At 59.0% G+C, this 18,572-nt stretch carries 19 protein-coding genes; 8 read left to right on the forward strand and 11 right to left on the reverse strand.

The window, feature by feature from the left end:
• Window positions 1-182 precede the first annotated feature (182 nt).
• Window positions 183-1,124 carry a DMT family transporter gene (locus ACVWYZ_RS01440; RefSeq protein WP_457465637.1) on the forward strand — a complete coding sequence of 314 codons (942 nt, stop codon included), beginning with the start codon at window positions 183-185 and terminating at the stop codon, window positions 1,122-1,124.
• Window positions 1,125-1,148: 24 nt separating this feature from the next.
• Here the strand turns inward: ACVWYZ_RS01440 and ACVWYZ_RS01445 are convergent, their stop codons facing one another.
• A complete protein-coding gene (locus ACVWYZ_RS01445) occupies window positions 1,149-2,276 on the reverse strand; it encodes an iron-containing alcohol dehydrogenase family protein (protein WP_457465638.1) in 1,128 nt (375 codons plus the stop codon).
• Between the two features lie 249 nt (window positions 2,277-2,525).
• Here ACVWYZ_RS01445 and ACVWYZ_RS01450 point away from each other — a divergent pair, with 249 nt between their 5' ends.
• Window positions 2,526-2,798, forward strand: a complete 273-nt coding sequence (locus tag ACVWYZ_RS01450) for a tellurite resistance TerB family protein (protein WP_041436116.1) — start codon at window positions 2,526-2,528, stop codon at window positions 2,796-2,798.
• 123 nt (window positions 2,799-2,921) lie between these two features.
• On the forward strand, window positions 2,922-3,173 hold the full coding sequence (locus ACVWYZ_RS01455; protein ID WP_457465640.1) for a hypothetical protein: 252 nt from the start codon (window positions 2,922-2,924) through the stop codon (window positions 3,171-3,173).
• On the opposite strand, the gene ACVWYZ_RS01460 is transcribed toward ACVWYZ_RS01455, so the two are convergent.
• From ACVWYZ_RS01460 to ACVWYZ_RS01490, 7 genes are all read right to left on the reverse strand, one after another.
• Window positions 3,151-4,410, reverse strand: a complete 1,260-nt coding sequence (locus ACVWYZ_RS01460; RefSeq protein ID WP_414417447.1) for an aminotransferase-like domain-containing protein — start codon at window positions 4,408-4,410, stop codon at window positions 3,151-3,153. The genes ACVWYZ_RS01455 and ACVWYZ_RS01460 overlap by 23 nt on opposite strands.
• 22 nt (window positions 4,411-4,432) lie before the next feature.
• Window positions 4,433-5,554: a hypothetical protein gene (locus tag ACVWYZ_RS01465; RefSeq protein ID WP_457465642.1), complete on the reverse strand. Its 1,122-nt coding sequence runs from the start codon at window positions 5,552-5,554 to the stop codon at window positions 4,433-4,435.
• Window positions 5,555-5,754: 200 nt separating this feature from the next.
• Window positions 5,755-6,339, reverse strand: a complete 585-nt coding sequence (locus ACVWYZ_RS01470; RefSeq protein ID WP_457465766.1) for a hypothetical protein — start codon at window positions 6,337-6,339, stop codon at window positions 5,755-5,757.
• Between the two features lie 131 nt (window positions 6,340-6,470).
• Entirely contained in the window at window positions 6,471-7,178 is a 708-nt protein-coding gene (gene pyrF, locus ACVWYZ_RS01475) for an orotidine-5'-phosphate decarboxylase (RefSeq protein WP_457465643.1), read from the reverse strand.
• Window positions 7,175-7,606 (reverse strand): DUF6464 family protein, encoded by a 432-nt coding sequence (locus tag ACVWYZ_RS01480; protein WP_457465645.1) that lies wholly within the window; start codon window positions 7,604-7,606, stop codon window positions 7,175-7,177. Before ACVWYZ_RS01480 ends, pyrF begins: the two co-directional genes overlap by 4 nt.
• 764 nt (window positions 7,607-8,370) lie before the next feature.
• A complete protein-coding gene (gene pgeF, locus ACVWYZ_RS01485; RefSeq protein ID WP_457465647.1) occupies window positions 8,371-9,171 on the reverse strand; it encodes a peptidoglycan editing factor PgeF in 801 nt (266 codons plus the stop codon).
• The gene (locus ACVWYZ_RS01490) at window positions 9,168-9,599 is read right to left on the reverse strand and encodes a DUF3119 family protein (protein WP_457465649.1); all 432 of its coding nucleotides are present in this window, start codon (window positions 9,597-9,599) and stop codon (window positions 9,168-9,170) included. The genes pgeF and ACVWYZ_RS01490 overlap by 4 nt, the downstream gene beginning before the upstream one ends.
• A 431-nt stretch (window positions 9,600-10,030) precedes the next feature.
• Here ACVWYZ_RS01490 and ACVWYZ_RS01495 point away from each other — a divergent pair, with 431 nt between their 5' ends.
• Window positions 10,031-10,942: a diguanylate cyclase gene (locus ACVWYZ_RS01495; RefSeq protein WP_457465651.1), complete on the forward strand. Its 912-nt coding sequence runs from the start codon at window positions 10,031-10,033 to the stop codon at window positions 10,940-10,942.
• A gap of 21 nt (window positions 10,943-10,963) precedes the next feature.
• On the opposite strand, the gene gcvH is transcribed toward ACVWYZ_RS01495, so the two are convergent.
• Window positions 10,964-11,353, reverse strand: coding sequence for a glycine cleavage system protein GcvH (gene gcvH / locus ACVWYZ_RS01500; RefSeq protein WP_011432013.1), 390 nt, complete (start codon window positions 11,351-11,353; stop codon window positions 10,964-10,966).
• A gap of 82 nt (window positions 11,354-11,435) precedes the next feature.
• On the reverse strand, window positions 11,436-12,341 hold the full coding sequence (locus ACVWYZ_RS01505; RefSeq protein ID WP_414331097.1) for an alpha/beta fold hydrolase: 906 nt from the start codon (window positions 12,339-12,341) through the stop codon (window positions 11,436-11,438).
• A gap of 141 nt (window positions 12,342-12,482) precedes the next feature.
• Here ACVWYZ_RS01505 and ACVWYZ_RS01510 point away from each other — a divergent pair, with 141 nt between their 5' ends.
• Both ACVWYZ_RS01510 and ACVWYZ_RS01515 read left to right on the forward strand, forming a co-directional pair.
• Entirely contained in the window at window positions 12,483-13,430 is a 948-nt protein-coding gene (locus ACVWYZ_RS01510) for an NAD(P)H-dependent glycerol-3-phosphate dehydrogenase (protein ID WP_457465652.1), read from the forward strand.
• 276 nt (window positions 13,431-13,706) lie between these two features.
• Window positions 13,707-14,072, forward strand: coding sequence for a response regulator (locus ACVWYZ_RS01515; RefSeq protein WP_457465653.1), 366 nt, complete (start codon window positions 13,707-13,709; stop codon window positions 14,070-14,072).
• Window positions 14,073-14,190: 118 nt separating this feature from the next.
• On the opposite strand, the gene ACVWYZ_RS01520 is transcribed toward ACVWYZ_RS01515, so the two are convergent.
• Window positions 14,191-15,267, reverse strand: a complete 1,077-nt coding sequence (locus ACVWYZ_RS01520) for a VOC family protein (protein WP_457465655.1) — start codon at window positions 15,265-15,267, stop codon at window positions 14,191-14,193.
• 412 nt (window positions 15,268-15,679) lie between these two features.
• Here ACVWYZ_RS01520 and pflB point away from each other — a divergent pair, with 412 nt between their 5' ends.
• Together pflB and ACVWYZ_RS01530 are read left to right on the forward strand one after the other, a co-directional pair.
• The gene (gene pflB / locus ACVWYZ_RS01525; RefSeq protein WP_457465657.1) at window positions 15,680-17,986 is read left to right on the forward strand and encodes a formate C-acetyltransferase; all 2,307 of its coding nucleotides are present in this window, start codon (window positions 15,680-15,682) and stop codon (window positions 17,984-17,986) included.
• An 80-nt stretch (window positions 17,987-18,066) separates the two neighbouring features.
• The gene (locus ACVWYZ_RS01530) at window positions 18,067-18,477 is read left to right on the forward strand and encodes a pentapeptide repeat-containing protein (RefSeq protein WP_457465659.1); all 411 of its coding nucleotides are present in this window, start codon (window positions 18,067-18,069) and stop codon (window positions 18,475-18,477) included.
• The last annotated feature ends 95 nt before the right edge of the window (window positions 18,478-18,572 follow it).

Consider the following 18,572-nt stretch of genomic DNA (forward strand, 5'->3'; position numbering starts at 1 on the left):
AGTTGTTTCATGGCTACTTGAAATGGCCATGTCTTGGGATCCCCATCTTTTTCCCCCTGGGAATCAGGGGGGCCGGTGGGCAGCAAGGAGTGCCCAGGGGCGCAGTTCGGATCCCTGGAAGTCCGTTTAAGCTGAGAGTTCAAGGCTGAAAACTTAGTGCCTAAACCGTTTAGGTGTGAGCTGTGACTTTGGAGACGTGGTGTCGCCACCAGCTGAGCCGCTTTGCAGGGTGGGGAAAAACGAGGATCTGGCAAGGAGTTGCCCTGAAGCTGCTGGCCACCGCTTGCTTTGCCTGTTTAGGGGCGATCATCCGGCTCAACACTCCCGCCCTTCACCCCTTTCAGATTGTGTTTTTGCGCAACCTATTCGGGTTTCTCGCCCTGTCGCCGCTGGTGTTGCGGGCTGGGATCCAGTCTCTGCACACCGCCAAGATGGAGTTTTACCTCCTGCGCTCGGCGATCAGCACGGTGGGGATGTTGCTCTCCTTTTGGGCAGCCAGCCTGTTGCCTCTGGCAGAAGCTACGGCGCTGAGCTTTGTTCAACTTTTGTTTGCCGGCACGATGGCGGTATGGGTGTTGGGCGAGCAGATGCGCTCGTCCCGCTGGCTGGGATTGGGCCTGGGGTTTGCCGGGGCTTTGGTGATGTTGAGGCCAGGCTTCCGAGAGTTTTCTCTGGGAACAGGGCTGGCCTTGGGGGCGGCAGCACTCTTTGCCTGGGTGACCATCGTGCTCAAGATCCTCTCCCGCACCGAGTCCAGCCTCACGATTACGGCCTACATGGGCCTGCTGCAGACCCCCCTTTCCTTTCTGGCTGCCGTCTGGGTTTGGACCTGGCCTTCTCCTGAGCAGTGGCTGTGGATGGTGGCCATGGGGCTACTGGGCAGCATTGGCCAGGTGGCCCTCGCCCAGGCCTACAAGCTGGCTGAGGTGACGATGCTGCTGCCTCTGGATTTCTCCCGTCTGCTCTGGGCCAGCCTAATCGGGTTTTGGGTGTTTGCCGAGATCCCGGATGGGTGGACTTGGATGGGCGGAGCCTTGATCTTGGTGGGCGCCACCTCTGGAGCCTACGGCGAAGCCCGCCTGCCCACAATGCCGACCCAGGCCCGTACCGGCGGAGTTGGATAGCAGACAGATATCCTCTGCCAGGACTTACAGCCGAGGGAGAACAGGGCTGGAGCTGGTCAGGTCTGTGGTGGTAAGGGCCACCAACAGGGCTTCTGGACTGACGGGGAAGGGCAGGTGGTGGATGTCGGATCCTGGCTGGCAGGCCACTTGGGCGGCTTGCAGCAGGTCGGCGGATCCCAGGTGACCCAGCTTGAGATCCCGCAAGTTGAGGGGCAACCCCACCTGCCGGTAAAAGGTCAGCAACTGGGTACGTGCCGCCAGCGCCAACTGGTTTCCTTGCAAGATCTCCTCCAGGCGCAATTGCACCAGGATACCGAAGGCTACTTTTTCTCCGTGCAGAGTGGCCCGATGCCCCAGCAAATGGGTTAGCCCGTTGTGGACAGCGTGGGCAGCCACCGTCCGACATTTGGCCCCACCCATGCCGCCAACGATCCCTGCCAGGCAAATGCAAGCATCCACCACCTGTTTCCAAGCAGTTCCGCCCGGCTCCCGCAGGGCCGCCGCCGATTGCTGGAGAAGCAAATCCCGCAAGACACGGGCCTGCTGCACAGCGCCAATCACCAGGGCATCTTCTGAACTGCCGCTGCTGACGGAAGACTCGTACCACTTAGCCAAGGCATCTCCGATCCCGGCTACCAAGGTGCGAGGGGGAGCCTGACGAATGAGGTCGTAGTCCAAGATCAAGGCGGCTGGGGCCTGATCCAAGGCCACATCCCGCTGAAAAGCGCCGCTGTTGGAGTAGATATTGGATAGGGCACTCCAGGCGGCACAGGTGGCAGCAGAGGTGGGCACGGTAACCACGGGGATCCGCAGCCGGTGGGCCACCAGCTTGGCCGTATCCAGAGCCTTGCCCCCGCCTACCCCCAAGATGCCGGTTGTGGACTCCGCCATGGCTAGCGCCTGCAAACGCGCCAGCTCGGACTCGCTGCAGTCTACCCCGTAGGTAGTCCAGTGGACTTGGACGGCAGGCTCCCGCGCGAAATTGCGCTGCAGAGGGGACTCAACCACAGCCAAGGAGCGTTCCCCCCCGATCACCAGCACACGGGATCCCAGCACGGTGAGGGGCACAGCTTCCAGAACGCCGCTGCCGCGGTACAGCCGACCTGGGGCCGGAATGGCAAGATCCAATTGGCAAGGAGAGGCGCTCAGCATTGCAAGAATGGGCGAGAAAAAGGACTCCGTCCCGCTATCGCGAATAGCTCAGTGTTCGTAATACAGATAACGATCCTAGCCGAAAAAAGGGCTCCGCGCTGCTGACGCGAACGCAGATGGCTCACCCAAGGTCTGGCTATAGTTAAGCTGGTCATCCCCTCAACTCTGCAGCCTCTAAGGTCTCTGGCCCCCTGACACGTTCGCAGAAGTGTCGCGTAGCGACAACAGTTCTCAGCAACGGATCCCACCATGAACCCCACAACTCAACATCAGCTCATGCTCAAAATTGTGGCCGGCTCTGCTTGGGCCGATGGGCATTTGGAACCCCAGGAATTGGCCTACTTGGGATCCCTGCTGCGCCGCTATGGTTTGGAGCACGATACCGAGCTGCGAGAAGTAAACTACCCGACCCTGACCTTCGCAGTACAGGGCGGGCTTTCGGTAGCCCTGCAGTTGGCAAGCCAACCACGAGCCTCTGGGGTGGTTTACAGCACCCCCAATCGACCGTTACCAGTGCCTTAAACAACCGTTTCTGGTGTCTGTAGTACAATTATAACCATGGAGGCGGACTTTCCTCTCGACACCGACCCTACGGGTACAGTGCGGGGCTCCTGCGATTTCTAGCTGATCCAAGAGCCCATCCCGATGGAGCAAACCGAGCGCTGGATGGCCGATTATCTAGCCCAGGCCAGCGAAACCGAGCGCATGCAACTTTTGGGAGCAATCGGCAACCTGATGATGGCCGACAACACGGTCTCTCCAGAAGAGCACACCCTCTTGGATGACTACTACACCCTCATGGCCGGGATCCCGGCTCGTCCAGAATCTGCACCCAACCTGGTGAAGGGCGTTGGGCAATTTTTCCGGCGCATGGCTAAGGCTGTGGGGAGCAGGTGACGCGAGAGTGCATCAGTCTGTGCAGTTGCTCCCCAATAATCTGGATGCCGCTGACAATGCGCTCTTCCGGTTGGTAGCTAAAGGCGAGGCGCAGGGCGTGCTCCCCTTGGCCATCGGCAAAGCAGTGGGTGCCCGGTAGGAAGGTGACCCCCAGGGCACGGGTAGCCTGCAACAAGGTGCTGGCGCTTAGGGAAGGGGGCAGCTCACACCAGACGAAAAATCCACCCCCAGGGGCCTCCACCTTGACTTCGGGCGGAAAATATTGAGCGATGGCCTCCAGCATCACCTGGCACTTTTCTCGGTAGCGACGGGTGAGGAGTTGAATGTGGCTTTGCAGACGGCCCTCCCCGCAATAGCGGGCCACCACCCGGCCCAAAAAGGGCCCCAGGGATCCCTCGCTGCGAAACATCTCCAAGCGGCGGATGATCTCAGGGTGACCACAGGCCCAACCCACCCGCACCCCCGGCACCACAATCTTGGAGAAGGTGCCCACATGAAGAACCCAGCCTTCCCGATCCAGCGCAGCCAAACTGGGCAAGGGATCCCCGGCAAAGCGCAGGTCGTAGTAGGCCTCGTCCTCTACCACCACCACACCGTACTCAGCTGCCAACTGCACCAATTTCTGCCGCCGTGGCCCAGAGAGGGTGCAGCCTTTGGGGTTTTGGAAGGTGGGAATGGTATAGACAAATCGGGGGCGGATCCCTTGGCGAGCCAGATCGCGCAGCACCTCTTCCAGGCGATCCACCACCATGCCTTCCCCATCCACCGGAATCGAGATCAGACGCGCTCCTGCCGCCGCAAAACGGCTGACAGCCCCCATGAAGGTGGGCCCTTCCACAATGACTACATCCCCCGGCTCCACGAAGACCTGAGGCAGTAGGCCGAGGATCTGCCCAGAGCCATAGCCGATCAGTAGGTTTTCCGGCTGGGCCTCTACCCCTCTATCCCGCATCAACTGCAGCACCACGTCGATCAGCCCGGCAAACGTGCCGCCGTAATTGAGGGCATTGTCCCCATCCTCTGCCAACACCTCCGCCGTGGCCCGCGCCAAGTCGGCCTTGGGAAACAGGCGCGGATCCGCCAGCCCAAAGGTAAAACTGGTAACCACTGGCACCGCCCCTGGGATCTCCGCCCCGAAAGGAGAAGGGATCACAGCCTGAGCCCGTTGGGCAAAAAGGGTTTGCAACAAGGGCCGCGAAGTGCTACGCGGTGCCGATGCGGACGAGGTCTGGGTCATGGCAAGCAAGAGAAAGAATACCTTAGGCCAATGCCTGCCACGATAACAAGAAAGAACTGCCCAGGAGTAGGGATCCCAAAACCCGCCGCCAGCTCCGGTAGGGGATCTCTGCTAAGACACCACCGGCGCTCAGGCACAGGAAGGGGAGCACCACCAAACCCCAGCGAGCACTTTGCTGTAGGGTGTTCACTTGGGGATCCCAAAACACTGCTGCCAGCACTCCCACCCAGAGGACATGGCCCAAACCGGCCAAGCTGAGCAGGGCTTGCTGCCGTTCTGCCCAGGGCCAGCCCAACCGCACCAAGCTCAACCCCAAGGGCAGCATCAAAGTAGCCAAAACGGCCAAGCCACCTTGGGAGCTGAGAGGATGGGGAATCACCTCAGCAGAGGTAGCCGGCAAATTAAACCGTCCCAACCAGGAAAAACCCATCACCAGCAGCAGCAAAAGCAGTCCTGATGCCCCGCACTGCTGACGCGAACGCAACGGTTGCCGTGGCCACTGCTGGCTCGTCCACAGCCCCGCCCAGAGCAGAGCCAAGGGCCAAACCTTATAAGACAGGGCACAAGCTAAGGCCAGACCCCACCAGCGCAAGGTGGATCCCGGCCCAACACCACAACTGCAAAGCAAAACCAGGCTGCCCAAAATCTCGCTGCCCGGCTCCAACCCTTGGGTCAACACCCAGGGGCTGAGTCCCCATAGACCGGCACTCCAGAAGTTGCCCCAGCTCCAGCACAACAGCAGAATGGCCAAGCAGGCCATAGCTGAGAAGATGTGCAGGATCCCTTCAGCCGAGATCCCGGTTCCCTGAGCCAGCCAGGGCAGTAGCCTGTCGGCAAAAGCGCTCCGCACCACTGACGCGAACGAGTGGTAGAGAGGCAGTTCCGGTTGGACAAAAGTCAGGGATCCCTCAGAACTGCTCACCGGCAAAACGCGCCACCACTGCAGAGGAGCCGGTTGCCCCCAAGAGCGGAGTCGCTGCCCCAAAAGAAGGCCCATCCCTCCCCATAGCAGCCAGTGGCCCATGAAACCAAAACCAACCAAACGCCGACGGCGATGGTTGTCCCTGTTGGAGGAGCTCAGGCGGGGAAATGAGCCGCGGGGCAGCCGCTTGCCCGGGCGGGGTGTGGCGGGGGGAAACTTCATGGGTAAACCCTAGCCTGTTCGCATGAGCAGTGCAGAACACTATCCCTACACGGGGTGGGCACTCGACCGGCAGCAGAACATCCAACGCCCTCTACTCTTGGCCGGTTGGGGAGAAAAAGTGCCCCTTCGTTACTTCCAAAAGAGAATCTCCCCGCGTGACATACTCCCGCACTCATGCTGACGCAAAGCGCTCCGCGCCGCTAGAGAGAAGGTCTAGTCAACTCTAGATCGCCCGTCAAGGGGCAACCCGACTGTTGCCAGCGGCGGATGGCCTGGGCAGTGAGTCCATTCGTTACATCGCGAATGGGGATCCCCGATCCGGTTACCTGCAGACGCACCAACCGCCAGGGATCCCCAGGAGCAGCCCGCAGAACATAAGCCTCGTAGGCCAGTTGCAGGGTTTCGCTGCGCCGACCGGCCAAGGAGTTGCCCTCCTTTTGGGGGTGTTGGGGCAAGACCAAGCGGCGCTCCAGCGTGGTGAAATACAGCCGAAAAGCTTCTGGCGAAACAGCAGTTGCGGTGTCCGGCAAAACCGGAGCCAGCTCCTGTTGGCGTAAGCGGGCCGGAGACCCTGGAGAGAGCATTTCAACCTCTGGCTCCCCCACCAGCACAACCTGAAACTCAGAGCGGGAGCGGCTCAAGGCCAGATTGAGAAACAAAGGCAACTGCTCCGTTAGAGCCTCAGCCCAAACCTGAGGAGCAGCCAGGCAAGTTTCCCCTCTTGCCGGAACGAAATGCTCCGCACCCCTAACGCGCCCAGGAGTGCTGACCAGGCCCAAAACCACCGACAAACCGACTCCTAGCCAACATCTCCTGCCGGATCCAGCCGGCCTTTTTTCAGGGATCCACTGCACAAGCCTACGGCGTCGTTGCATTACAGAACTACCCCAATAACATCGGGCATCTCCCCACACCCTCACCCGGCAGCATCCCATGAGGCTTGGAAGCGCCGCAAGGCGGCCACGGGATCGGGAGAAGCGGTGATGGGGCGGCCCACCACCAGATAATCGGCTCCTGCCCGCAGAGCTTCGTCGGGCGTGCAGATGCGCTGTTGATCCTCCTCTCCATCCCCCGCCTTGGCTTGGCCCAGACGGATCCCAGGAGTAACCAGCAAAACCTCCGGCCCCAAAGCTTGGCGCAACCGCGAGACCTCCTGAGGAGAGCAAACCAGTCCAGTAAAGCCTTGAGCTTGAGCCAGCCGGGCCAAATGCAACACATAGTCGGCGGGATCCATCTCGATGCCCAGTTCCTGTCGCACCTGCGGGGGGCTGATGCTGGTTAAGAGGGTAACCGCCAACAGCCGACAAGAACTGCCCTGGGCGGCTGCCGCGGCTGAGCGCAACATAGCACTGCCACCGGCAGCATGGACGGTGAGCAGATCCACTCCATAGCTGACGGCCACCGCCGTGGCCCTCCCCACAGTGTGGGGAATGTCGTGCAGCTTCAAATCCAGAAAAATGCGCTTGCCCCTTTCCTTGAGAGCCTGCAGGATGGAAGAACCCGCAGCAGTGAACAGCTCCAGACCCACCTTCCACCACAGCACCTGCGGCAAGGAGTCCACCCACTCCAAAGCCTGCTCTTGAGAAGGAGTATCCAGCGCAACAATCAGGCGGTCACCCTTCATCGGGGCTCATTCCGGGGCTCATAGTGGGGACAGCCCTCACAGGGGCCGTAGGGATTGACGGCACAGCGCAACTCTGGAGAATGGGCATTGTAGCGGCAGGTGGGATCCCCGATGTATTCTGGCGGCGAAGCCACGTAAGTGTAAACAACCACGCCCCCAAATCCTATCGGGCTGACGAAGAAACGACTGGCGGTGAACGATTCGCCCACAGAAGGGTTGAAGGTTTCCTCAAAGGGTTCTGGCTCAGGCTCCAGCTCCACTTCCTCCTCCAGATTCCAGAGGGCTTCCCACTGCCTAAGGGTTTCCTGTAAAGGCACAGCCAAGTGCTCTGCCAGCTCCATCAGGGCAGTCTCCAAAGAGGCCAAACTTTCTTCGGCCACTTGGGCAAAGGCTGCAACCCATTCCTCCAAAAGTTTCTCAAAATCCATGCAGCAGCGACCTAGAGGCTCCTTCTTCACCTTACCGCCAGCCTGGGCAACCTTTAACTTCCTCCCCGGCAAACGGCATCCACTAGAGCTTGATTCACCAATGGAAACAGCTCCGCCAGTTCTTCTGTGGATAGGTTTCCGGTACAGACATTGGCGCGAATATGCCACTCTGCCCACATTTGCGCCGAAGGAGCAGCAGGATCCCGGCCCTCCTCAGAACCTGAACCGCCCACAGGTACCCGAGGGAGGCTGCGTCCCGACCCAAGGTTCAGTTGCAGTACGCTGTCACGGTTGATGCCAGTCAGCGAGGTTTGAGCGTTAGCCTCCTCAAGGAAAGCGAGAGAGAAAGCCAAAGCCATCCCAGCTAATCCCCAGAAAACAGCGCGGTAAACCATGGGATCTCCAGTAGTTAGATAGAGCATGACTCTAGTCAATAATAAGCTCAACTATACTGAAAATAATGTATAATATGTTCAGTACGGATTACTACCAGTTGATCTTTCTGTTTACTTTCGAGTCTGCCAACATGGTAGCCAAAGCAAAGCAGAAAATTGGTAGTAAGACGACACGGAAACTGCGCTTTGGGTATTCTACTCAAAGCTTTGCGGGATACCGCCATTCTGTTTGGAAACAAACAGAATGCTATCGCTGCATAGTTGAACAGTGATGTTCAGCAGTGTTCAGCGTAAATGTATCAGCCCTGTCTTGAGCGCAATTATAGCCACTACTTCCCGTTCCTCCGGGCAGAACTGGGTCAAGTCTGCCTACGACCGCAGGCCGATTCCCGACCACTGCACGCAATGACGGCCCTGCTCATCCTTCAGGGATCCATCGCGGCGATAGGAAAAGAAATCTTGGGGCTGGCTGAGGGTGCAATGGGGGCTGACGGCAATGTGTTCAGGGGGGATCCCTTTGGCTTGGGCTTGGGCACCGTTGACCCAGCGCAGATCCAGGCGAACCTTGCCGGGCAGAGGATCGGGCAACAGGGCGGCGCGGGCATCCAGCCCTGGGGGTAGGCTTTGCAGCACCTGCTCCGCCACCTCCTCTGACACCTGATAGACCGACCCCGAAATGGAAGGCCCGATGGCAACGCGGATCCCAGCAGCAGGGATCCCCGCCTGTAAAAACTCCTGCAGCACCTTGGACAAGATCCCCGCAGCAGTGCCTCTCCACCCGGCGTGAATGGCTGCCACCCATTCTCGACTGGCCACCAAAATCGGCACACAGTCAGCGGTGCAGACCCAGGCAGAATCTCCTTGGCGGCGGGCAATGACCGCATCTGCCTGAGAGCGGGTAGGGATCCCTTGACCAACAGAGCAGTCCTGCTCTCCCTTCTGTCCAAGGGTTTCGGTGATCCCATCTGCCCAAACCCAGTTGCAGCCATGCACCTGATGGCCCCACGCGGCCCGTTCAGGGGGCAGTTGCAGCCGGGCGGCCAACTGAGATGGGGGATGGGGATGACCTTGGCGAGAGCCAAAAGCATGAGGCCACTCCGCCAAAAGCTGACACTCCAGCCAGCGCCATCTCTCTGCCTGCTGCCAAACCCACAAGGCGGAGCCACTCATCGGCGGGAGCTACCCGGACCAGCAATCGGCGGGGATCCTTGAGACCGATGTTGGGCGCGGAGATGGCCCACCCGCTCTTCCAAACACATCTTTAGCTCGGCAGGGTTAAACAGCATCGGCAAAAAATGAATGCTCCGGGTTTCTCGAAAAAAGAACAACACCGGCAGCGGCGGCCAGAAAATTTGCCAATCCTGCCACTCGCTGTAGGGAAACTCGCGGATGCGCTTGGAGCCGCTGTAGACCTGCAGCGCCGTCCTGGTAAAGGCCAGCCCGATCAGAGAGGTCTGCACCACCAAAAACAGGCCAAACAGGCCCACCCCTAGCCCCGCCCAAAACGAAAGCCAGAACAGCGGCACCGCCAAAGCCAACACCGACAGGCTGAGGCGAAAATCCGGGGTCAATAGATGGGCAGAATTGGGCCTGATCATGCCCCACTCCTCCTCTCAGGGATCCCAGCCCCATTCTAGGCCGCCTCGGCAACTCTTCAGAAGTCAGAGGATCTGTAGGACATAGAGGAGAGAGCCTCTTCTCGAAATCAGGGAACGAGGGGCAAACCGAACCCGTTTTTTGAGTTATCCCGAAAAATACTTGGGATCCTGGGGAAATTGGGGTTTGCCATTGAGCTTCTTCCCACAGCTGGCCGATACAACCGCGCAGGCGGGATGGAATCCTCGCGTAGCTCTCAACTGAGGGCCTCACCGCGTGCGATGGTATACGATAAACTCCAGAGTTCCGCAAGTTTACAGATCAGAACCGGCGAGACATCCCTCGCTCACCCAAACACGGCCTGGGGAAAACCGACATAATACGGATATAACGAGTGCTTACTGCTAACCCGCACAATTCGTTGGGCCTCTCCATGCCTCTCGACCCTCTCTCTCAGTTGCCAGAGGAGCCAACCACTCAGATCCCCTTGGAGTTTTACGAGCGCAGACCCCAGCCTGAGGCAACTGCGGCCTTTCTAACGGTGCTCAGCGGCGCCAATGTGGGCATGACGTTTCCCTTGGCGAGGGGTGGAGTTTTGGGGCGCAGCCACCGCGCGGACATTCAGCTCTTGGATCACGCCGTCTCCCGGCAGCACTGTCGGCTGGAAAGAGAAAGTGAGGGTTATGTTCTCACCGACCTGGAGAGCCTCAACGGCACTTATGTTAACGGCGAGCGCGTCAGCCGCGTTCTCCTGAAGGATGGGGATTACATTCAAGTGGGGGCCAGCACCCTCAAGTTTGCCTACTACAACGCGGCAGAAGAAGCCTTCTTTTTGCAAATGGCCACTGCTGCCCTCTATGACCCGCTAACCGGTCTGTATAACCGACGTTTTTTCCTGGAGCAACTGGAGCTGGAGATCCCCTTTGCCCTTCGCCATCGCATTCCCCTCCACGTGCTCTATCTGGATTTGGATGGGTTTAAGCAAATCAACGACCGCTGGGGGCACTGGGCTGGGGATCAAGCCTTGATCCAGGTGGCGCGGCGACTGCAAGCTCACGTTCGCCAAGACGATCTGGTGGCCCGCTTGGGGGGCGATGAGTTTGCCCTGCTGGCGCGCGGGATCCCGAACTCGCAGATCCTAGGGCTGGCAGAACGCTTGCGGCAGGCCGTCCAGACCCTGTCGGTGCAGGCGGGGACGGAGACCATCTCCCTAAGCTGCAGTGTGGGCATCGCCTCTCTGCTGGAGCTGGGAGAGGGAACTGACCCACAAAGTCTGCTGGCTGCTGCCGACAAAGCCCTCTACCGGGCCAAAGCTGAGGGGGGTAACCGAGAGACTTTGCTGTAGTTCAGGGCCAACTGCTGGAGTTTAGGATCCCTCCACCAAACTGGCGTAGGCTTCGGCGCTCATGGTGTCCTCGAGATCTTCGGGGTTGGCAATGCGCACCTTGATCAGCCAGCCATCGCCATAGGGATCGTCGGCAAGGCTTTCGGGGCTCTCCACCACCGCTGTATTCACGGCCACCACCTCTCCAGAAAGAGGGGCATAGAGATCTTCGACGGCTTTGACCGATTCCACCGAGCCAAAGCTTTCCCCTTTTTCAATCTCTGTCCCTTCTTCGGGCAAGCCCACGAAAACGATATCCCCCAGTTGATCGACGGCATAAGCTGTGATCCCAATCACCGCAATATCATCCTCAACATGGATGTACTCGTGGGTGTCCACGTAGCGCAGATGGGATGGATACTCCAGGGCCATGCCGGTTCTCCCGTAGAACTCAGTGGATTATTCTAGGGTGAACTCTCGGAGATGGTAAAGGGCGGATCCCAAGCCCGGCCCACTAGAGAAACTCCATCAGCAGCCGATTTACGGTTTGCGGAGCTTCCTGCTGCGCCCAATGGCCGCATTCGGGGATGTACTCCTTGCGCAGGCCGTTGGGGAAAAAGGGATCCATCCCCTCGGTTAGCTCGCGGCTGAGGGCAAAGTCTTCTTCTCCCCAAATCAGCAGGGTAGGGGCGAGGATTTGCCGCATGGGCTGCAAAAACAGGTTCTGCAAGGTGGGCAGGTTAAACAGCTGGCGGTAGTAGTTGAGGGCAGAGGTGAGAACCTTGGGTTTGGAGAGGGCCTCTTGGTAGAGCTTGAGGTCGTGGCGGGTGAAGGCGCTTTTGCGCACCGAGGTTTCCTGGAAAATGCGGCGCACCCAATCTCCCAAATCCCACTGCAGCACCCACTCTGGCAGCCAAGGCAATTGAAAAAAGAACAGGTACCAACTGCGGCGCAGTTGATCCAAGTTGCTCAAGAATTCCCGGCGAAAGCAGGCCGGATGGGGAGAATTGAGGACGGCCAGCTTGCGAATCTCCTCAGGAAAAAATTGCGCCCAGTGCCAGGCAATGGCTCCCCCCCAATCGTGGGCTACGACCACCGCCCTCTGAGCCCCAAAGTGGCTCAGCAAGCCGCGAATATCCTCAGTAAGGGTATCCAAGTCGTAGCCGTGATCCGGTTTGTCGGAATCGTTGTAGCCGCGCATGTCGGGTGCCACCACGCGAAACCGCTGCGCCAACACCGGAATCTGATGCCGCCAGGAGTACCAAAACTCCGGGAAACCGTGCAACAAGATCGCCAGCTCCCCTTCCCCTTGGGTGACGTAGTGCAGTTGAATGCCATTGGTAAGGGCATAGCCGTGCTGCCAGGTTCCCATCTTGGCGGCTACCTCAGGAGGAAGGCGGGGGATCCCTGCTTCTGCCATGTCGTCTGCTCTCGAGCTAACCCATGATTTGGTATCCACCCATACTAACCTTTGCCGTTGGTCTTCCCTTCGCCGGTGCAGGTTTTTTGAGAGGCATCTCACGAGGAAAGCTTAAAAGAAGTCTGCGGGTGGAAAGGTCGGATGAACACTAACGCAGAAGACCACAGCCCAACATCTCCTCAAAGTGTTGCTATTTTGGGAGCCGGGGCTTGGGGAAGTACCCTGGCAATGCTGGCTCAGGGGCAAGGGCACCGGGTGCGGGTTTGGGATCGCCGCAAGGGCCTGGATTTGGCAGAGGTGCTCCAGGGATCCCAAATCCTCATCTCAGCCGTCTCTATGGCGGGGGTACGCCCTGTGGTGGAAGCGGTGCGCCAAGTGGGGATCCCGCCGCAGGCAATTTTGGTCTCGGCCACCAAAGGGTTGGATCCACTGCAGCTTCTGACCCCTACCCAAATCTGGGGGGCCACCTTCCCGGAGCAGCCCCTGGTGGTGCTTTCGGGGCCTAATCTTTCGGCGGAGATCCGCCAAGGCTTGCCGGCAGCGGCAGTGGTGGCCAGCCGGGATCCCTGGGCCGCTGTGCAGGTGCAGTATGCCCTTTCTTCAGAGCGGTTCCGCCTCTACACCAGCAGTGACCCGTTGGGGGTGGAGCTGGGTGGCACTCTGAAAAATGTCATTGCCATCGCTGTTGGCGTGTGTGATGGCTTGCAACTGGGGGCCAATGCCCGTGCGGCTCTGGTTACCCGCGGCCTGGCAGAGATGATCCGGGTGGGATCCAAGCTGGGGGCACGGGCAGAAACCTTCAACGGCCTGTCGGGGTTGGGGGATCTGCTGGCCACCTGCCACAGCCGCTTGAGCCGCAACTACCGAGTGGGCTACGGGCTAGGCCAGGGCCAACCCTTGTCGCAGATTTTGGCGGAGATCGAGGGCACCGCCGAAGGGGTTTACACCGCTCCCGTCGTGGTCGAGATCGCTGCCCAGCACGGCATTCAGGTGCCCATCACCCAGGAAGTGCATCTGTTGTTGCAAGGGCAGACCACCCCCACCGCCGCCCTCACCCGCCTGATGGAACGTCAACTGACTTCGGAATAGGCTGCTTTCACTTCTCCCAAAGGAGGAGGGGGGTTTCTGGCATAACCGCAAATCTGCGGATGAGGAAAGTTGTTCCGCACTCTATCAGGATTTTTGCAGAGCAGGGAGATCCCAGAATGAGCGATTTGGCGGAGTTTTTTTTTCCAGAGTTTCCCTATGCTGCAGCTGTAGTTCTTCGACTTGTTCTTGCATCAACTCGGATCTCTCTGGCTCCGGGAAGGCGGACAGTAGGCCCGACAGGTTGGGCCAGGTCTTTGTTTAATTTTTTACAAAGTTATGTCCAAACGCATCCTGGTGATTGAAGACGAACCCTCTATTCGCACCTATCTGCAGAAGGTGTTGCAACGAGCGGGGTACGACACGGTGGCGGCCACCGATGGAGAAGAGGGCTTGCAGATGGTGCGCACCCTGATGCCCGACTTGGTGTTGTGCGATGTGGTGATGCCCAAGCTGAACGGCTATGGGGTGCTGGATGCCCTGAGATGGGATCAGTCTACAGCTCACATCCCCTTTGTCTTTCTCTCCTCGAAAATCTCTCCCGAAGAGATTGAACAGGGGCTATGTTTTGGCTCCGATGCCTATTTGACAAAGCCCGTTGACCAAAAACACCTGCTGAAAGCCGTTGCTGCCCAATTGTCTTGAGTTGACCGCCTTCCGCATACCCGAACGGTCGGCTGGAAACTCTGGGTGCAGTTGTGTTGATTAACTGGAGACATTCCCCTAGTGCTCCCACCGGATCCCCAGAGCGTTGACGAGGGTGTTAACAGGCCCGAGCCTTCTGCCGTTGTCGCTGTTGGCGTTCTAGAGCTTCAAACAGGGCTTGAAAATTGGCTTCGCCAAAGCCTGTGGCTCCACCCAATCGTTGGATGACCTCGAAAAAAAACGTGGGCCGACCAAACAGAGGCTGAGTGAAGGTTTGCAACAACAGGGGGGGGTGTGGGGAATCAGAAGCAGGCAAGGTGGTATCCAAAAGGAGCTGCTGCTCCACCAAGTCGTGCCAGGAGATGGTGGGCAACCCACCAGAACGGAGTACTGCTCCAGAAGCTAGCTCCCTTGCCAGGTTTGTGTAATACTCCGACGGCACCTGCAGAAAGTTTACGCCCCCCTGTCGCAGCCGGCGCACACCGGCAACGATATCCGAGCTATGCAACGCCGCATGTTGCAGGCCAGGGCCATGATGGGCATCCAAAAACTCCTGGATCTGGGAAGCGGCACAGGTGGGCTCGTTGATGGCCAACTGGATCCCGGCTTCAGGATCTCCCACCACCACACTTTCTAGGCCAGAGGTGTTGGTGCGGATGCTATAGCGATACAGAGACCGCCAACCCAGCACCTGCCCATACCAATCTGCCGCTGCCTGCAGGGATCCCCGCTCCACATTCAACACCACATGATCCCAGTGGGAAAACAAGTTCTCCTCGGCGGGAGCTGAATCGAGGATCCCTGAGCTGGGGATCAAAGAATGCCTGAGTCCATAAGGAGTGCGCAGGCACAGAGCAGGGCAGCCTTCGTCTTCTGCCGGGATCCACTCCACTTGGGCTCCTCGCCTCTGCAAAAGCTCTGCCAAGCCCAACAGCTCTTGCTCCTCCACCGCCAAGGCCACATCCACCACGCCAGGGGAATGTTGCTGCAAATAGCGATCCACCTCATCCCCAGGGCAAGCAGGCTGAGACAGGCGCAAGCGCAGGGATCCCTGACGCAGACAGAGGGTACTGCTGAGCTGTCCTTCCATTCGGAAGCCCCAAACCTGACAAAAGTGTTCCTGCCAACGGGGCAGATCCCAAAGATAGAAGTGCAGGTGATGGATCCCTTGGACGATTCGATTGGACTGGTTCATAGAGCAAGGCACTGCTAACGCGAACGTCGAGTGTCCTGACGTTCTCACGGCAACAGGCGACCTGGGCCGCCCTACCTCAGCATAGGCCCGCCATTTGCCGATGGAAAAGCGTAAAACAACATTAAGAAGGCATTAAGACAGTGTTAAAAAATAGGATAAAAATAAGATTAAAAAACCACGCGACCGAAAATATCCTCAGAGCGCAAGGGACTAAAATTAAATCAGGCGAGGTGTATTTAGAACGCCCAAAAAAGAAACAGAGGAGTTGCTAAAAGCCCTTCGTAGGATCCCTGGAAGCCTTGCAGAGATTGGGTAGTTCTTTGGCTCTTTTTTAAGCCTGCGTGGGGCAACTGCCGAGGTGTCACCTCGCCCTGTCGATAGATTATCAGGCGTAATAGCCGGGAGGATTGTTATGGTTGCCAGTGTGCAGCGTTCTGTAGCATCACCTACAGAATTGAAGGCGGAACCAAGGACAGGATCCAACGCAGCCGGTCAAAAAGTTTTGAGCGATTTTGCGCCGGGATCCTGGCAGCGCTGCATCGATGTCAGAGACTTTATTCAACGGAATTACACCCCCTACACCGGCGATGAAACCTTTTTAGCTGCAGCCACCGAGCGCACCCAGCGGCTGTGGGCCAAGGTCAAGGATTTGATGGCTCTGGAGCGAGAGCGAGGGATCCTAGATGCCGATACTGCCGTTCCCTCTACCATCACCAGCCACGCCCCTGGCTATATCGACCCAGAGCTGGAACAAATTGTGGGGCTGCAGACGGACAAACCCCTGAAGCGGGCCATCATGCCCTTTGGCGGCATCCGCGTGGTGGAGTCTTCCCTCAAAGCCTATGGCTACGAGCTGGATCCCCGCACCAAGGAAATTTTTACCCAGTACCGCAAAACCCACAACGACGGCGTTTTTGATGCTTACACCGAAGAGATGCGCCGCTGCCGCCGCTCCGGGATCATCACCGGCCTGCCCGATGCCTACGGTCGGGGTCGCATCATTGGGGACTACCGGCGGGTGGCCCTCTACGGGGTGGATCGGCTCATCGAAGACAAGCAGGCCCAAAAAGCCAGTCTAGACCTGGACACGATGGACGAAGAGACCATCCGCCTGCGGGAGGAGCTCTCCGAGCAGATTAAGGCCCTACAAGAGCTGAAAGAGATGGGATCCCGCTACGGGTTTGACCTGGGCCGTCCGGCAGCCAACGCCCGCGAAGCCATCCAATGGCTGTACCTGGCCTACCTGGCAGCCGTCAAGGAGCAAAACGGGGCGGCCATGTCCTTGGGGCGGGTGTCCACCTTCCTGGACATCTACATCGAGCGGGATCTGCAGGCCGGGATCCTCACCGAGGAAGAGGCCCAGGAGCTCATTGACCACTTTGTTATGAAGCTGCGCATGGTCAGGTTTTTGCGCACGCCCGAGTACAACGAGCTATTCAGCGGGGATCCCACCTGGGTTACCGAGTGCATCGGCGGCATGGGCCTGGATGGGCGGCCTTTGGTTACCAAAACCAGCTTCCGCATGCTGCATACCCTCTACAACCTTGGCCCAGCGCCCGAGCCCAACTTGACCGTGCTCTGGTCGGAGCGGCTGCCGGAAGCCTTCAAGCGCTACTGCGCCAAGGTCTCCATCGAAACCAGCTCCATCCAGTACGAAAACGACGATCTGATGCGCCCCTACTGGGGAGATGACTACGGCATTGCCTGCTGCGTGTCGGCCATGCGCATCGGCAAGCAAATGCAGTTCTTTGGGGCGCGGGTGAACTTGGCCAAGTGCCTGCTCTACGCCATCAACGGCGGTCGGGATGAGATCTCCGGCGAGCAGGTGGCTCCTGCTTTCGCCCCCATCACCGCCGACGTGCTGGAGTACGACGAGGTGTGGCCGCGCATGGCGCAGATGATGGCCTGGCTGGCCAAGACCTACGTCAACACCATGAACATCATCCACTACATGCACGACAAGTACTGCTACGAGCGCCTGGAGATGGCCCTCCACGACCGGGACGTGCTGCGCACCATGGCCTTTGGGTTGGCCGGCCTGTCGGTAACAGCCGACTCCCTATCCGCCATCAAATACGCGCGGGTACGGGCCATCCGGGATGAGCGGGGCCTAGTGGTGGATTACGCGGTGGAGGGCGACTTCCCCAAATACGGCAACAACGACGACCGAGTTGACTCCATTGCGGTGCAACTGGTGCAGACCTTCATGGCCGAGCTGCGCAAGCACAAGACCTACCGCAATGCCATCCCCACCCAGTCCATCCTCACCATCACCTCCAACGTGGTCTACGGCAAGAAAACCGGCAACACCCCCGACGGGCGGCGAGCGGGCGAACCCTTTGCCCCAGGGGCCAACCCCATGCATGGCCGGGACACGAAGGGGGCGGTGGCGTCGCTGGCTTCGGTGGCCAAGCTGCCCTATGCCGACGCTCTGGATGGGATCTCCAATACCTTTTCTATTGTGCCCGCCGCTCTAGGCCGCACCGAAGAGGAGCGGGTCACCAACTTGGTGGGGCTGCTGGATGGCTACATGCGGGATGGCGGTTTCCACCTCAACGTCAATGTTCTCAACCGCGAGACCCTGCTGCATGCCATGGAGCACCCGGAGCTCTACCCACAGCTCACCATCCGGGTTTCCGGCTATGCGGTGAACTTCATCAAGCTCACCCGCGAGCAGCAACTGGATGTCGTTAACCGCACGTTCCATCAACACTGCTAAAAACAAGGCCGGGGATCCCTGAAGTCCGCCCATACCGGGGTCGATGGAAGGGATCCCCCATCGATAACCGAGGAGGCCCGATGACGATGACTGTTTGTAGCGCTGCAGATCTGGTCAGCCAGTATGTCTCAGGACGGCGCGATTTTCGGGAGATCGATTTGCAAGGGGCTAACCTGCAGGGGATCCATTTGGCCGGTGCCGATCTCAGCTATGCCGACTTCGGCGGAGCCAACTTGGCGGGGGCCAATTTGCGGGGGTGCGATCTCAGCTATGCCGACTTCAGCGGAGCTAACCTATCGGGAGCCGATTTGCGGGGATGTCTCCTCTTTGGCAGCGATTTTCGAGGGGCGCTCTTAGAAGGAGCCTTGTTGGATCACGCAGATGTCGATGCCTATACCCATTTCCCGAAGGATTTCGATCCCAAGGCCCACCGCCTGCACGGCATCGCGGTGGATACCTCCGTGCCTAGCCCACACGACCCATCGGTCTGAGCTGGGTGGGATCCCTGAGCTGACCTTTTGGCTTTTTATCCCGCCTTCTCCCTGCCAGCCAGGATAGCAGCGGTCTAGCTAAAAGACCCTAGGGA

The sequence above is a fragment of the Thermostichus sp. MS-CIW-37 genome (assembly GCF_054060065.1).

Excerpts from the sequence above, each read along its gene's own strand:
- ACVWYZ_RS01465 (WP_457465642.1), bottom strand. The coding sequence starts at position 5,554 with ATGAAGTTTCCCCCCGCCACACCCCGCCCGGGCAAGCGGCTGCCCCGC.
- ACVWYZ_RS01505 (WP_414331097.1), bottom strand. The coding sequence starts at position 12,341 with ATGGCAGAAGCAGGGATCCCCCGCCTTCCTCCTGAGGTAGCCGCCAAG.
- ACVWYZ_RS01530 (WP_457465659.1), top strand. The coding sequence starts at position 18,067 with ATGACGATGACTGTTTGTAGCGCTGCAGATCTGGTCAGCCAGTATGTC.
- ACVWYZ_RS01515 (WP_457465653.1), top strand. The coding sequence starts at position 13,707 with ATGTCCAAACGCATCCTGGTGATTGAAGACGAACCCTCTATTCGCACC.
- ACVWYZ_RS01445 (WP_457465638.1), bottom strand. The coding sequence starts at position 2,276 with ATGCTGAGCGCCTCTCCTTGCCAATTGGATCTTGCCATTCCGGCCCCA.
- ACVWYZ_RS01480 (WP_457465645.1), bottom strand. The coding sequence starts at position 7,606 with ATGGATTTTGAGAAACTTTTGGAGGAATGGGTTGCAGCCTTTGCCCAA.
- ACVWYZ_RS01490 (WP_457465649.1), bottom strand. The coding sequence starts at position 9,599 with ATGATCAGGCCCAATTCTGCCCATCTATTGACCCCGGATTTTCGCCTC.
- pflB (WP_457465657.1), top strand. The coding sequence starts at position 15,680 with ATGGTTGCCAGTGTGCAGCGTTCTGTAGCATCACCTACAGAATTGAAG.
- pyrF (WP_457465643.1), bottom strand. The coding sequence starts at position 7,178 with ATGAAGGGTGACCGCCTGATTGTTGCGCTGGATACTCCTTCTCAAGAG.
- pgeF (WP_457465647.1), bottom strand. The coding sequence starts at position 9,171 with ATGAGTGGCTCCGCCTTGTGGGTTTGGCAGCAGGCAGAGAGATGGCGC.
- ACVWYZ_RS01455 (WP_457465640.1), top strand. The coding sequence starts at position 2,922 with ATGGAGCAAACCGAGCGCTGGATGGCCGATTATCTAGCCCAGGCCAGC.
- ACVWYZ_RS01450 (WP_041436116.1), top strand. The coding sequence starts at position 2,526 with ATGAACCCCACAACTCAACATCAGCTCATGCTCAAAATTGTGGCCGGC.
- gcvH (WP_011432013.1), bottom strand. The coding sequence starts at position 11,353 with ATGGCCCTGGAGTATCCATCCCATCTGCGCTACGTGGACACCCACGAG.
- ACVWYZ_RS01520 (WP_457465655.1), bottom strand. The coding sequence starts at position 15,267 with ATGAACCAGTCCAATCGAATCGTCCAAGGGATCCATCACCTGCACTTC.
- ACVWYZ_RS01460 (WP_414417447.1), bottom strand. The coding sequence starts at position 4,410 with ATGACCCAGACCTCGTCCGCATCGGCACCGCGTAGCACTTCGCGGCCC.
- ACVWYZ_RS01510 (WP_457465652.1), top strand. The coding sequence starts at position 12,483 with ATGAACACTAACGCAGAAGACCACAGCCCAACATCTCCTCAAAGTGTT.
- ACVWYZ_RS01495 (WP_457465651.1), top strand. The coding sequence starts at position 10,031 with ATGCCTCTCGACCCTCTCTCTCAGTTGCCAGAGGAGCCAACCACTCAG.